Source organism: Sphingomonas sp. PP-CC-3A-396 (assembly GCF_004343105.1).
Classification (GTDB): Bacteria; Pseudomonadota; Alphaproteobacteria; order Sphingomonadales; family Sphingomonadaceae; genus Sphingomonas.
This window is the reverse complement of the sequence record NZ_SLYF01000007.1, coordinates 267,369-280,946: the sequence shown is the minus strand read 5'-3', so window position 1 is coordinate 280,946 and position 13,578 is coordinate 267,369. Positions and strand designations below refer to the sequence as shown.

Annotated in this window: 13 protein-coding genes; 7 read left to right on the top strand and 6 right to left on the bottom strand. The window is 65.3% G+C overall.

Annotated features, from left to right (window positions below; translation table 11 throughout):
- The first annotated feature begins 8 nt into the window (after positions 1 to 8).
- Genes C8J40_RS15385 through C8J40_RS15375 form a run of 3 tightly spaced genes read left to right on the top strand, consistent with a single transcriptional unit; the run spans position 9 to position 2,938 of the window.
- Positions 9 to 755, top strand: coding sequence for a response regulator (locus C8J40_RS15385; protein ID WP_207901247.1), 747 nt, complete (start codon positions 9 to 11; stop codon positions 753 to 755).
- Positions 756 to 763: 8 nt separating this feature from the next.
- Positions 764 to 2,161 carry a HAMP domain-containing sensor histidine kinase gene (locus C8J40_RS15380; protein WP_243643338.1) on the top strand — a complete coding sequence of 466 codons (1,398 nt, stop codon included), beginning with the start codon at positions 764 to 766 and terminating at the stop codon, positions 2,159 to 2,161.
- Between the two features lie 33 nt (positions 2,162 to 2,194).
- A complete protein-coding gene (locus tag C8J40_RS15375; protein WP_132738935.1) occupies positions 2,195 to 2,938 on the top strand; it encodes an EF-hand domain-containing protein in 744 nt (247 codons plus the stop codon).
- Positions 2,939 to 2,978: 40 nt separating this feature from the next.
- Here the strand turns inward: C8J40_RS15375 and C8J40_RS15370 are convergent, their stop codons facing one another.
- Positions 2,979 to 3,566, bottom strand: coding sequence for a Spy/CpxP family protein refolding chaperone (locus C8J40_RS15370; protein WP_165911473.1), 588 nt, complete (start codon positions 3,564 to 3,566; stop codon positions 2,979 to 2,981).
- Between the two features lie 399 nt (positions 3,567 to 3,965).
- The gene (locus tag C8J40_RS15365; RefSeq protein ID WP_132897743.1) at positions 3,966 to 4,565 is read right to left on the bottom strand and encodes an isochorismatase family protein; all 600 of its coding nucleotides are present in this window, start codon (positions 4,563 to 4,565) and stop codon (positions 3,966 to 3,968) included.
- Positions 4,566 to 4,649: 84 nt separating this feature from the next.
- Here C8J40_RS15365 and pncB point away from each other — a divergent pair, with 84 nt between their 5' ends.
- A complete protein-coding gene (pncB, locus tag C8J40_RS15360) occupies positions 4,650 to 5,954 on the top strand; it encodes a nicotinate phosphoribosyltransferase (RefSeq protein ID WP_132897742.1) in 1,305 nt (434 codons plus the stop codon).
- A gap of 159 nt (positions 5,955 to 6,113) precedes the next feature.
- Positions 6,114 to 9,023 carry a TonB-dependent receptor gene (locus C8J40_RS15355; RefSeq protein WP_243693417.1) on the top strand — a complete coding sequence of 970 codons (2,910 nt, stop codon included), beginning with the start codon at positions 6,114 to 6,116 and terminating at the stop codon, positions 9,021 to 9,023.
- Positions 9,024 to 9,167: 144 nt separating this feature from the next.
- Here the strand turns inward: C8J40_RS15355 and C8J40_RS15350 are convergent, their stop codons facing one another.
- Entirely contained in the window at positions 9,168 to 9,506 is a 339-nt protein-coding gene (locus tag C8J40_RS15350; RefSeq protein ID WP_132897741.1) for a DUF2794 domain-containing protein, read from the bottom strand.
- Positions 9,507 to 9,519: 13 nt separating this feature from the next.
- Positions 9,520 to 10,212, bottom strand: coding sequence for a serine O-acetyltransferase EpsC (epsC, locus tag C8J40_RS15345; RefSeq protein ID WP_132738953.1), 693 nt, complete (start codon positions 10,210 to 10,212; stop codon positions 9,520 to 9,522).
- A 169-nt stretch (positions 10,213 to 10,381) separates the two neighbouring features.
- Between epsC and C8J40_RS15340 the strand changes: the two genes are divergently transcribed.
- A complete protein-coding gene (locus C8J40_RS15340; protein WP_093400338.1) occupies positions 10,382 to 11,155 on the top strand; it encodes a sulfite exporter TauE/SafE family protein in 774 nt (257 codons plus the stop codon).
- Between the two features lie 171 nt (positions 11,156 to 11,326).
- Here C8J40_RS15340 and C8J40_RS15335 read toward each other — a convergent pair whose 3' ends face one another.
- Positions 11,327 to 11,845: a carboxymuconolactone decarboxylase family protein gene (locus C8J40_RS15335; RefSeq protein ID WP_056051403.1), complete on the bottom strand. Its 519-nt coding sequence runs from the start codon at positions 11,843 to 11,845 to the stop codon at positions 11,327 to 11,329.
- Positions 11,846 to 11,974: 129 nt separating this feature from the next.
- Positions 11,975 to 12,520 carry a peroxiredoxin gene (locus C8J40_RS15330; RefSeq protein WP_132738959.1) on the bottom strand — a complete coding sequence of 182 codons (546 nt, stop codon included), beginning with the start codon at positions 12,518 to 12,520 and terminating at the stop codon, positions 11,975 to 11,977.
- 147 nt (positions 12,521 to 12,667) lie between these two features.
- Between C8J40_RS15330 and C8J40_RS15325 the strand changes: the two genes are divergently transcribed.
- On the top strand, positions 12,668 to 13,570 hold the full coding sequence (locus C8J40_RS15325) for a hydrogen peroxide-inducible genes activator (protein WP_060526661.1): 903 nt from the start codon (positions 12,668 to 12,670) through the stop codon (positions 13,568 to 13,570).
- The last annotated feature ends 8 nt before the right edge of the window (positions 13,571 to 13,578 follow it).

Below are 13,578 nucleotides of genomic sequence, written 5' to 3'. Positions count from 1 at the left end.
GCCGCATGATGCCGAACCCTGCCCCCGAATCGCTCGCCCCGGCCCCTGACGGCGTGGTGCCGAAGCCGACGCTGCTGGTGGTCGACGACGATCACATGATCCGCACGCTGCTGGCGCAAAGCCTCGGCATGCATGGCTATAACGTCGAGACCGCGACGAGCGCGCAGGAGATGGACAGCGTGCTGGCGCGCCAGTCGGTATCGCTGATCCTGCTCGACGTGATGATGCCCGGCGAGGACGGCCTGTCGGTCTGCCGTCGCCTGGCGCGTGCGGCCGGGCCGCCGGTGGTGATGCTGAGCGCACTGGGCGCGGAGCCCGATCGTATCCTGGGGCTCGAGATCGGCGCCAGCCACTATCTGACCAAGCCGTGCAGCCCGCGCGAAATCCTCGCGACGGTCCGCGCGGCGTTGCGCGCGCGCGAAATCCAGGACGCCAGCGAGGGGCGTTCCTACGGTTTCCTCGGGTGGCGCGTCGATTTTGCCGCGCACGAACTGTTCGATGCGGAAAATACGCTGATCGATCTTACGGATGGCGAGTTTGCGGTGCTGCGTGCGTTTGTCGAGCGGCCCCGCCGCGTTTTGGCGCGCGACGCGCTGCTGGAGGCGGCACGCGGGCCCGATACCGATGCCTTCGACCGCGCGATCGACGTCCAGGTCAGCCGCCTGCGCCGCAAGCTCCGCTCCCGCGGTGACGACATCATCCGGACGATCCGCAACGAAGGGTATTTCTTCGTGCCACGCGTGGTCCGGCTGTGAACCAAGCCGTGGACGCTCCCCGAAAGCCGATCGGCAACGATACCGGCCGGGACGCCGTGCCCGCGCGCAATCTGCAACGATCCTGGCCGCTGTTCCTGCGAATCTTCGCGCTCATGCTGATCACCGTGCTGCTGGTCCAGGTGCTGAACTTCGCCACGCTGCTGTTGATGCCGCCGCCGACGCCGATCATCTTCACCACCACCCGGATCGCGGCGTTCGCCCGCACCGGCGTCGATCCCGCCAAGCTGCTGAAGACCGAGATTGCGACCCGCGCGCCCAACCCGACCGACAGTCCGCGCGACCGACGGCTGGGCGCGATCATCGCCACCGATCTCGGCCTGCCCGCGACCGCGGTCGTCGTCGAGGCGGAGCGGTCCGGACGCCCGATGTTCGCGGATGCGCTGCGCCCGCCGATACCGATGGGACCGCCGATCGGACCCCGTCGGCATCATAATTTCGCCGCGCTGGAGAATGCGCTCTTCGGTCCGTTCGTTGTCTCGATCGATGTCGGTGGCGGCAGATGGCGCGTGATCCGCCCGACCAGCGCGATCATGGGCCCGTGGCGAATCCGCATCATCCTGTGGTTTCTGGTCGCGCTGGCCGTCGTTGCGCCGATCGCCTGGGCGCTTGCCCGACGCGTGGTCAAGCCGATCGGCCAATTCACGGCAGCGGTCGAACGCCTCGGCCGCGATCCGCGCGCGGAACCGCTGACTTTGATCGGCCCGCCCGAGATCGCCGAGGCGGCAATCGCCTTCAACGTGATGCAGGAGCGGCTCAATCGCTACGTCGAGGATCGCACGACGCTGATCGCCGCGGTCGCGCATGACTTGCGAACGCCGTTGATGCGGCTCTCGTTGCGGCTCGAAAAGGCGCCGGAGGACATCCGCATCGCCACCGAGGACGACATTCAGGAAATGAGCCACCGGATCGGTGCGGCGATGGCGTTCGTCCGGGACATGACACGGCATGTTCGTCGGCAACGCCTGGATCTGCGATCGCTGGCGGAAAGCGTCACCGACGAGTTCGCGGACCGCGGCGACGACGTCGTGCTCCAGATCGGCGATCCCCTGACGATCGAAGGCGATGCCCCCTCGCTGAAGGCGTTGATCGGCAACCTGGTCGGCAATGCGATCAAATACGCCGGTCATGCCGAGGTGCTGCTGTACCGCGACCGCGACACGGTGGTCATCGAAGTGCAGGACCGCGGCCCCGGCATGCAGCCCGACGACCTGATCCGTGCATTCGAACCGTTCTTCCGCGCCGAACAATCGCGCAACCGCGATACCGGCGGGATCGGACTGGGTCTCGCCAGCGTCCGCGCGGTGGCACGTGCGCATGGCGGCGATGCGACACTCGATATGCGCCCCGAAGGCGGGTTGCGAGCCCGCATCACGCTACCAGGCTAACCGTTTTTGTCCGGCGACATGCAAGGAGTTCCTATGCGACGCGTAATCCTCATCGGGCTGGCGGGCGCACTGGCAGGCGCGCTGGCAGGCTGTGCCGCCGACCTCCCGCGCCCCGGCGATCCGTCCGAGCGTGGCCGCGGCCAATTGTTCGTCAGCCCGATGGGCGAGCCGTTTCGCACGATCCTTCGCCCCGGCGCCGCGCAAACCCTTTGGTTCGCTGGGGCGGATGCGGATGGCGACGGACGCCTTACGCTGACGGAGTTCCAGCACGACGCGATGCGCTTTTTCGCGGTGCTCGATCGCGGCAAGGACGGGGAAATCGACCCGGACGACATCGCATTTTACGAAAACGTCCTCGTCCCCGAGATCCGCGTCGTCGGCGGCCGCCGCATGGCCGAAGGAGGCGGGCGGCGTGGCGATGACGGGGGCGGTCGAAACGGCGGCGGTCAAAACGGGGGCGGCGGCGGCGGTGACGGCATGCGCTTTGGCAATGGTGGTTCCAGCAAGACTGCCGTGCCCCGCGAACGCCAGGGTGCGGCGCGGTTCGGGTTCTTCGACTTTCCCGAGCCGGTCATTACCGCCGACCGCGACGGCAACCGCGGGGTCGACGCCAGCGAATTCACGAGTACCGCGACGGTTCGTTTCGCGGCATTGGACCGCAACCACGATGGCGCGATAACGCGCGGGGAATTGCCGCGCGCCGGGGCCGAGACATGGCGCAACGGATCCGATGCGCCGGTCGAACCCGACCGCGACAGGGACCCCGAAAAACCCTGATAACGAAGGTTCATCGAGGTCCCGTCAGTTGAGCATCGTCCTACTGGTCGCTGCCCGGGCCCTTTGGCAGTTGCTGTGACGAACCTGCGTGCGACGGCACGCCGCCAGCCGCTGGGCCGTCGAGGAATGGGCCACCGTCGGGATCGCGCATCGGGCCACCCGGCATGGCCCTCATCATCGGCGGTCCCATCGTGGAGGGGCCCATCATCGGGGGTCTCATCATGGGAGGGCCCATCATCGCGGGGCCGTGACGTAGACGCATCAACGCCTCGAACGCGGCGCGCTGTTTCGTATCCAGGCCATCATAGAAGCTTCGCGCCGCGGCGATGCGCCGGGTGTCATCGGCCGCGCGCTGTGCCGTCATCTCCGTCATGCGTTGCAAATGCTGCTCGAAACCGTCCGACGGCATCGCCTCACGCATCTTGTCCCCGTGCGGCATTGCCGGCGGCGGTGCGAATGACTGCAGAAATGCGTCGAGTGCCGGACGTTGCGCCGCCCGCAGCTGCAGCAGAAGCGCCATGTCGTCCGCCTCGCGCCGTTGCAGCGTCACGACGTCGATCCTTGGTGGCCCCGCCCGCTCCGTCTGCGCACTGGCAATACCCGGCATTCCCATAAGCAGTGCAAGCATCGGCACTATCCTTGGCGTCATGTCTTTCCCCTTTTGATAATGAATTCGGGCATCTCAGCCGAGCAGTCCGGAGATGACCCAGCGTCGGCTGACCGCCGATTTGACGATCGTCGCACCGCACCGACGACAAGCGGATCGCTGGATCGGTTCGCTCAGGACATCCCGGTGACGCGAACGCGGCGCATGACGCCCGATCGCGCATTCGGGCGACGATATTGACTGGTGCTGCATGAAACTGCCCTCCGAGATCCCCGGAGGCAGTTTTGCGCGCCAATCTTGTCCGCAGTATTTCGAGGACACACCGATGCTATGCCTGTCGAGGGCACCATCCGAAACGCGGAACAATTGATCGGGCGTGCAAGATCGTGGCCTGCGCCGCGCGCGCACGAACGCGTGGCGTCAGGCTGGTTCGGCCGAAATCTCGAGGCGCTTGCCGGCAAAATCTTGCGCTGCGACCGTGTCGATCTGGCGCTCGATTCCCCGCGTCAACGCGGCCGGAACGCGTACCGCAAAACCGCGATCGACCAGACCTTCGACAGCCCACCGGACGCAATAGTCCGCAGCGACGCCGATGACCGTGACGTCGGTGATCCGTTGCGCGGCAAGGCGATCGAAGAACTCTTCGCGGGGAATCGTCCGGCTCGCATCGCGTGCGTCTTCGATCGCGAGCCCCGGTTCGGCCCACATGTCGAACACCCCCTTCTCGATCCGCCATGCCGGGATCGCCGGATCGAGCAACGCCACATCGAGCATGTTCTCCCACCCTCGCGTCCCCCGGACGCAGTGGATCGGGAACATCGCCGCCTCGGGCGACGCGGCGTAGGTTTCGCGGAAATGCGTGTCGAAGGTGAAGAGGACACCTAAGGTTTCACCGGGCTTCAAAGCCGACAGCCAAGCCTGCATCGGCGCCACCAGTCCCTCGGCCCCCGCGACGCTCAGCGCGCCGTCCGCCGCCATGAAATCCCACTGCGTATCCACCACGACCACGAACCGCGCCATCGCCCGTCTCCTTTGGCCGCTGCTTGACACACTCCCGTCATCTCGGACACCCGCAACCCCCAAGCAACGCAGGAGCCCGCGCGCATGGCCGTGACCGATATCGCCACCCGCACGTACAATCACAATTTCCGGCTCGATCCGATCGTGCGCAGCCTGCTCGACACCGATTTCTACAAGCTGCTGATGTTGCAGATGATCCGGCAGGTCTATCCGGACGTGCATGCCACCTTCGCACTGATCAACCGGACCAAGACGGTGCGGCTGGCGGAGATCGTCGACGAGGCCGAACTGCGCGCGCAGCTCGATCACGCCCGAACGCTCAGGTTCGCGAAGAAGGAGCTGATCTGGCTCGCGGGCAACAGCTTCTACGGCAAGCAGAAGATGTTCGGACCCGAGTTCCTCGCCTGGCTCGGCGAGTTCCAGCTGCCCGCCTACGACCTGCGGAAGGTCGATGGGCAGTACGAGCTGCATTTCGACGGTCCGTGGACCCACACGACGATGTGGGAAATCCCCGCGCTGACAATCATCAACGAGTTGAAATCGCGTGCGGCCCTGCGCGATCGCGGCCGGTTCGCACTCGATATCGTCTATGCGCGCGCCAAGGCGAAACTGTGGGAGAAGGTCGAGCGGTTGCGCGAGCTGCCCGATCTCGTCCTGTCGGATTTCGGTACGCGGCGGCGGCACGGGTTCCTGTGGCAGCGCTGGTGCGTGGAGGCGCTCAAAGAAGGTCTTGGCGACCGGTTCATCGGCACCTCGAACGTGCTGCTGGCGATGGACGCGGACCTCGAGGCGATCGGCACGAACGCGCACGAACTACCGATGGTCACCGCCGCGCTAGCCGAGAGCGACGCCGAACTGGCCGACGCGCCGTACCGCGTGCTCGAGCATTGGCGGCAGCATTATAATGGCAACCTCCTGATCGCGCTGCCCGATGCGTTCGGGACGACCGCGTTCCTGCGCAACGCGCCGCACTGGCTGGCGGAGTGGACCGGGTTCCGCCCCGACAGCGCGCCGCCGATCGCGGGGGGCGAGCAGATCATCCGCTGGTGGGAGCAACAGGGCGTCGATCCGAAGACCAAGCTGCTGATCTTCTCCGACGGGATGGACATCGACACGATCGAGCAGGTGTATGGCCATTTCCATGGGCGTGTGCGGATGAGCTTTGGCTGGGGGACCAACCTGACCAACGATTTCCGCGGCTGCGATCCCGATGGCGCGGCGGCGCTGGAGCCGATCTCGCTGGTCTGCAAGGTGATCGAGGCGAACGGGCGCCCGGCGGTGAAGCTGTCGGATAATCCCGCCAAGGCGACCGGCGAACCCTCCGAAATCGCGCGCTATTTGCGCGTATTCGGCGAAGCCGATCGGGCCGCGGCACCCGTGCTGGTCTAACCCGCCAAACGTGGCATCCGCGCAACACAGCAAGCACATTTTGCAACAAAATTGTTTCACATGGCAGTATTGCCTTGCTTCGTTACGCCCCTGAGCCATCATTCGTATACAAAATATAAGAGCGGATGCCGTGCGGAAACACGAACAGGGGGATGGTTCATGCGTGCAGTGAAGACGTTCAAATATTCGAGCAGATATGCCAGCGTCGGTGGTTTGGCCCTGGCGACGATGGTCGCAGTGGCGCCGGTCCACGCGCAAACCGTCACGACACCCGCGGCGGAGGCCACGCCACCCGTTGATCAGACCAGCGGGGAAGAGATCGTCGTCACCGGATCGCGTATCCGTCGCGATCCGCTGTCGCAGCCTTCGCCGGTCATCACGGTCGATGCGGAATCGATCCAGCGGACCGGGCTGTCGTCGGTCGCCGACGTGCTCCAGCGGCTGCCGAGTGCGGCCGGGGGGCTCAATTCGAAGGCCAATAACTCGGGGAACATCGGCAATCCGCCCGACGGCGGCGGCGTCGGCGCCGGGTCGGCGGAGATCGATCTGCGCTATCTCACCGCCAAGCGGACGCTGGTGCTGGTCGATGGCCTGCGCTTCGTCAACGGCGCGTCGGCGAGCGGGATTCCCTCGACGGTCGATCTCAACACGATCCAGGTCGGCTCGATCGAGCGGATCGAGATCCTCCAGTCGGGCCAGTCGCCACTCTACGGGTCCGACGCGCTGGCCGGCGTCGTCAACATCATCACCAAGTCGCAGCAAAAGGGGCTGAAGGCCTCCGCGCAGTTTGGTACGTTCCGTCAGGGCGACGGGCATACGCAGGACTACAACGTCAGCTACGGGATCCAGGCGCCGCGGACGAGCGTGGTGTTCGGCGGGAGTTACGTGAAGCAGGAAGCGGTCCGCACCGGCGACCGCGCGATCTCGCAATTCCCCAACCCTGGCCAGACGAGCTGCACCGATCCGATCGGCGGCTGTTCGAGCGCGACGGTGAACGGCTATGTCCAGCTGACCGGCGCAGCATTGACGTTGAAGTCGGCACCGATCCTCGGTCGGCCGCGCTACGACGCGGCGAACCCGACCGGCGCGAACAGCGACTACCGTCTGCTCACGACCTCGGACCGATTCAACTTCGCACCGTTCAACTATTTCCTGACGCCGTCGGAGCGCTACGGCTTCTTCGTCAGCGCCAAGCAGGAGCTGACCGACAGCGTGAACCTGCGCGTGAAGATGAACTACACGCGGCGCAATTCACAGAACCAGGCGGCGTTCCTGCCGCTGTTCGTCGGGCCCGATGCGGGCAACGGCAATCTGCTCGACACGATCTCGATCGATGCGACCAACCCGTATAATCCGTTCGGCTATACGCTGTCGGCGGGCGGCGCGGGCAATGCGCCGGCGAATTACTCGACGGTGCGTCGTCGTCTCGTCGAAGCGGGGCAGCGCACCTATACGCAGACCGTCGACACGATGTCGGCGACCGCGACGCTCGATGGCTCGTTCATGGTCGGCAGCCGTAAATTCTACTGGGATGCCAACGCTGTCCTGGGCTTCAACGATGCCAAGCAGCTGTTCACCGGCAACATCAATGCGGCGTTGCTGCAACAGGCGCTCGGCCCGGTCGCGAATTGCACCGGCGCATGCGTCCCGTTCAACATCTTCGGCGGGGCCGGCTCGGTGACGCCGGCGATGCTCGCCTATATCGCATTCGACGAGCGCGCGCGCAGTTCGCAGAGCCTGGAGGATTATACTGCCAACATCTCCGGCGACCTGTTCAACCTGCCCGCCGGCCCGGTCGGTATCGCCGCAGGGTATGAGCACCGCGTTCAATATGGCAGCTTCACGCCCGACCCGCTGATCACCGCAGGGCTTGGCGCGGACATTCCGGCGCAGCCCGCGCGCGGCCATTTCAACTCGGACGAGGTCTATGCCGAGCTGCGCGTGCCGCTGATCCACGACACCCCGTTGATCCACTCGCTCGAAGTCGGCGGCGCGGTGCGGCATTCGAACTATTCGACGAGTGGCAGCAACACGACCTATACCGGCAGCGGCCTGTGGAAGCCGGTCAGCGACCTGCTGTTCCGTGCCTCCTATGCGCAGGGGTTCCGCGCCCCGAGCATCGGCGAGTTGTTCGGGGCGGAATCGCGGTCGGATGCGCCGATCGACGATCCCTGCACCAACGTCGCCGGGTCGCCGTATCAGAGCTCGGCCACGGTGCGGGCGAACTGCACCACGAACGGCGTACCCGCGAACGGCAGTTACCAGGAGCCCAATGGCGGCCAGCTGGGCGTGCTGACCGGCGGCAACAGCGCGTTGAAGCCGGAAACCTCGCGGACCTGGCTGTTCGGCGGCGTCTATGCGCCGAACTGGGCTCGAACCAGCGGCTTTGCGAGCCAGCTGAGCCTCGAGGGCAATTACTACGACATCAAGGTGAGCGACGCGATCGCACCGGTCGCGGCACAGCTAACGCTGAGCCGGTGCGCGGAAACCGGCGATGCGCTGAGTTGCGCGGCGATCACCCGGACCTCGAACGGATTGATCTCGCGGATCAATGCGCAGTTGCAGAATATCGGCGGGATCCGCACGCGCGGTGTCGACGTGACCGCGATCTATCGCTCGCCACGCACCTCGGCGGGGACGTTCGGGCTGTCGCTCAACGGCAACATCCTGTTGAAATACACCGAGACGTTCCCGGCGGCGACGGGCTTCACCACCACCGACTACCGCGGCACGACGCGCGGCTTCCCCGACCAGTCCTACCCGAAGTTCAAGGGCAATGCGGTGGTCGACTGGGATATCGGCGCGGCGCGCGCGTCGTTCACCGGGCGCTACATCAACAGCGTGAAGGAAGCCGATGGTAAAAAGCTCGACAGCACCTTCTACGGCGACGTCCAGCTAACGTTGGCGCCGGGCTGGCTGGAGAACCGGTTGGGCCTGACGATCGGCGTCAACAACGTGTTCAACCAAGACCCGCCGGCCTGCTTCAGCTGCACCGGGCCGAACTATGATCCAACCACGTATGATGTGCCGGGGCAGTTCGGGTATATCCGTCTGTCGTGGGGGCTTTGATCCCGCGGGCGTGATCTAGTGGGGAAGGCAGTCCGCCGATGGCGGGCGGACCGCCTCCCGTCATCCTGATGAAAATCACATTCAGAGTAACGCGCGACGTCCTTTGTAACTCTGGATCCTGACTTTCGTCAGGATGACGGGAACTCAGTCCTCGACGAGCTTCATGAAGCGGCGTTCTACCGGGGCCAGCACCGGGCCAAGCTCATGGCCGCGCTTCACTACCGCGCCGCCCTCGCCGATCAGAGCCCACATGCCCTGTTTGTTGCGCAACGACGGGCGTTTCTCGATCCTGAATTCAGGCCGCTCGGCGGCGCGACGGAAGGCGGCGAAAACGGCGGCGTCCGTGCCGAGATCGATCGCGTAATCTCGCCAATGCCCCGCTGCGACCATCCGGCCGTAGAGGTCGAGGATCCGGTTGAGTTCGAGGCGTTCGAAGCCGACCTGCGTCGCTTTGGACGGTATCGGAAAGGGTACGACGCCCATCAATTATCCACCATCATGCGCGGTCGCGTCGATCCTCGGGAAGACCATCGGCGAGCAACGCGTCGAGCCGCTTGCGCATCGTCTCGAGCTCGCAACGCATGATCTCCATCTTCTGCGTCGCGGGATCGAACGACTCGCTGCACGGCGTACCATAGGGCACGAACCGCGGCATCTCGGGTGCGTTGCCACCCTCGATCGTGGTCGCGCGGGCGGGGATGCCGACCACCGTCGTCCCCGCCGGCACGTCGCGCGTAACGACCGCGTTGGCGCCGACGCGCGAGCGCTTGCCGAGCGTGATCGGCCCCAGCACCTGCGCGCCCGAGCCGATGATGGCGCCGTCGGAAATGGTCGGATGGCGCTTGCCCTGCACGCCGTTGTCGGGGCTGGTACCGCCAAGCGTGACGCATTGGTAGATCGTGACGTCGTCGCCGATTTCCGCGGTCTCGCCGATCACGACGAAGCCGTGGTCGATAAAGAAATTGCGGCCGATCGTCGCGCCGGGATGAATGTCGATCGCGGTCGTGAAGCGCGACCAGTGATTGACGCAGCGCGCGAGGAAATAGAGTTTCGCCTTGTACAGGCGGTGCGCGATGCGGTGATAGCCGAGCGCCCAGACGCCAGGGTACAGCATGATTTCGGCGCGCGAATGCGGGGCGGGATCGCGGGCGCGGATCGAATCCAGATAGGCCAGTAATCCGCTCGACATCCGCAGTCCCCTTCGCGATTTCCGTATCTAGGGTATCGAACGACCGATTTCCAGAACCGGGCGCAAGGGCCGCCTCAGGCCCCCACATCGGACTGCCGGGATCGGGGTAAAGCCTATCTTTGTTGTGGGATAAGCCCGCGCGTTGCACTCTGTGCGCGATATTGAGGGGATGCCGATGTTCGACCTGACGACCTTGAGCTTCGAGACGCTGTTGCCGTTCATCCTGGTCGGGTTCGCCGCGCAGATCGTCGATGGCGCGCTGGGGATGGCGTTCGGGGTGATTTCGAACACGTTGCTGCTGTGGGTCGGCGTGCCACCGGCCGCGGCGTCGGCTGGCGTGCATACCGTCGAGACCTTCACGACCGCTGTGTCGGGGATCAGCCATGTGCTGCACAAGAACGTCAACTGGACGCTGTTCCTGCGGCTGATGATCCCGGGCGTGATCGGCGGCGTGCTGGGCGCGTACGTGCTGTCGAACATCGATGCGAGCACGGCGAAACCGTTCATCCTCGCGTATCTGACGTCGATCGGCGTGTACCTGTTGTACCGGGGCTTGCGCTATCCGCCGAAGCAGAAGGAGCCGAAGATCGTCGAGCCGCTCGGGCTGGTCGGCGGGTTTCTCGACGCGGCGGGCGGTGGCGGTTGGGGGCCGGTGGTGACGTCGAACCTGCTGGTGCAGGGCGCATCGCCGCGCACCACGATCGGCACGGTCAACACCGCGGAATTCTTCCTGACCGCGACGATCTCGGCGACATTCATCACGCAGCTCGGCTGGGCGGCGTTTACGCAGGCCACCGTGGGGTTGCTGATCGGCGGCGTGCTGGCGGCCCCGTTCGGCGCGATGCTGGCGAAGCGCGTGCCGGCCAAGACGCTGATGGTGTTGGTGGGGGTGATTCTGACAATCACGAGCTTGTTCGGGCTCTACCGCGCGATCTGGCACTGACCAAACTCCCCTCCCGCTTGCGGGAGGGGTCGGGGGAGGGGCGCGCCAGATACGACCCCGAACTTGGGGTCAGCCCCTCCCCTAACCCCTCCCACAAGTGGGAGGGGAACAGCCCGAGCTTGGGGCCAGCCCCTCCCCTAACCCCTCCCGCAGGCGGGAGGGGAACAGAAGTCACAGCGTTGCGTGGACCGTGGCGACTGCCGCCATCACCGCGCCGATCCGTACCGACGTCTGGATCGCTTCCGCGGTCACGCCGGCCTTCTTCAGAATCTGCTCGTGGCTGTCGATGCACATGCCGCAGCCGTTCATCGCAGATACGGCCAGGCTGAAAAGCTCGAAATCGACCTTGTCGATGCCGGGCTGGCCGATCACGTTCATCCGCAGCTTGGCGGGCATGTTGCGGTATTCCTGGTTCCCGGCGAGGTGCGTGAACCGGTAATAGACGTTGTTCATCGCCATCACCGCAGCGGCTGCGCGCGCCGCATTGGCGGCCTCGGGCGAGAGCTTCGGCGCGCATTCGGCCTCGGCGGCCTCGACCAGCGGCTTGTAGCCCGAGCCGTGCGCGCAGGTCAGCAACAGGCCGTATTTGCGCTGGTCGGTCAGATGCGTCTCGTTCAGCAGCGAGCCGACGTTGAGGCGGATGTCTTTGGCGTAATCGGGCAGTTGCCCAGCGAATTCCTTGAGTGACATGAATGGGTTCCAGTCCAGAAAAGCGTCACCCCAGCGAAAGCTGGGGTCTCCCCGTTACGAAGAGACCCCAGCTTTCGCTGGGGTGACGGAAGAAAATGGGAGCGGGCGTTCAAGCCCGCTCCCAATAGATCAGGCAGCGAGCTGGAGGACGTCGTCGCCCTTGTTCCAGTTGCACGGGCAGAGTTCGTCGGTCTGCAGCGCGTCGAGCACGCGGAGCGTCTCGGCGGGGTTGCGGCCGACGTTCAGGCCGTTGACCTGGACCGCCTGGATGACGTTGTCCGGATCGATGATGAAGGTCGCGCGGAACGCGACATGCTCGTTCTTGTCGACGATGCCGAGCGCGTCGGCGAGCTTGGCGCCGTTATCCGCGAGCCACGGGAAGTCCGCGGCAGCGAGGTCCGCATCCGACTTGCGCCAGGCGAGGTGGACGTGCGCGGTGTCGGTCGACGCGCCGATCAGCACGGCGTCGCGGTCCTCGAAATCGCCGCGGATGTCGCTGTAACCGACGATCTCGGTCGGGCACACGAACGTGAAGTCCTTCGGCCAGTAGAACAGCACCTTCCACTTGCCGGGATATGCCGTCGTCAGGTCGAGCGTCTCGCCGGCGGGCAGTGCGGCAACGCCCTGCTGGACGGGAATGGTCATCGATGGGAACTGGTCGCCGATGGTCAGCATGATGGAAGCCTCCTGGAAATAAACTTGGCTCCAGGCATCCTCAAAGGCGGCGGTTAGCCCGCTCGGTTGTTGTGCATTGCGGTATAGGGGGCTGGTGTAATCGATCCAACGCTCTATTTATCATCTGATGATCGATAGAGGCGATTAATGGCTGCGACCTACCTACCCACGTTGAAACAGTTGCAATATCTTGTTGCGCTGAAGGACCACGGCCATTTCGGACGCGCCGCGGAAGCGTGTTTCGTGACTCAATCGACGCTGTCGGCGGGCCTGCGCGAGCTCGAAACGCTGATCGGCGTGGTGCTGGTGGAGCGCACCCGGCGAGTCGTACGGTTCACGCCGCTGGGCGACGGGATCGCCGACAAGGCTAGGCGCGTGCTGCGCGAGGCGGAGGAGCTCGGCGACATGGCGCGCGCCGCCGGCCAGCCGCTTTCGGGCGACATGCGGATGAGCGTCATCCCGACGATCGCGCCGTTCATGCTGCCCCGCATCCTGCCGCGGTTGCGGAAGGATTATCCGGACCTGAAGCTATTTTTGCGCGAGGAGCCTAGTGGTCCGGCGTGCGAGGGGTTGCACAATGGCCGGACCGACTGCGTGCTGCTCGCGCTTCCCTATGCGTGCGGCGAAGTGACGTCCGAGACGCTGTTCGAGGATCGTCTGTTCGTCGCCTATCCGTCGGGCGAGGAGCCGACCGCGCTGCCCGCGATCCCGGCGTCGGCGATCGACGAGACGCGGTTGCTGCTGCTCGAGGACGGGCATTGCCTGAAGGATCATGCGCTCGGCGCGTGCAACCGGCCGGAGTTGCGCGCGGAGGCGACGATGCTGGGCACGTCGCTGCACACGATCGTGCAGATGGTCGACAACGGGCTTGGCATCACGATGCTGCCCGAGATGGCGCTCAAGGCCGGCATCCTCGACAACACCAACATTACGGCCAGACCGCTCGACGAGATCAACGCGGTTCGGAAAATCGCCTTGGTCTGGCGGCGGGCGAGCCCGCGCGAGAAGGACTTCCGGTTGATGGCGAAGGCGCTGGCCGACGTTCAGTAAGCGGCTCG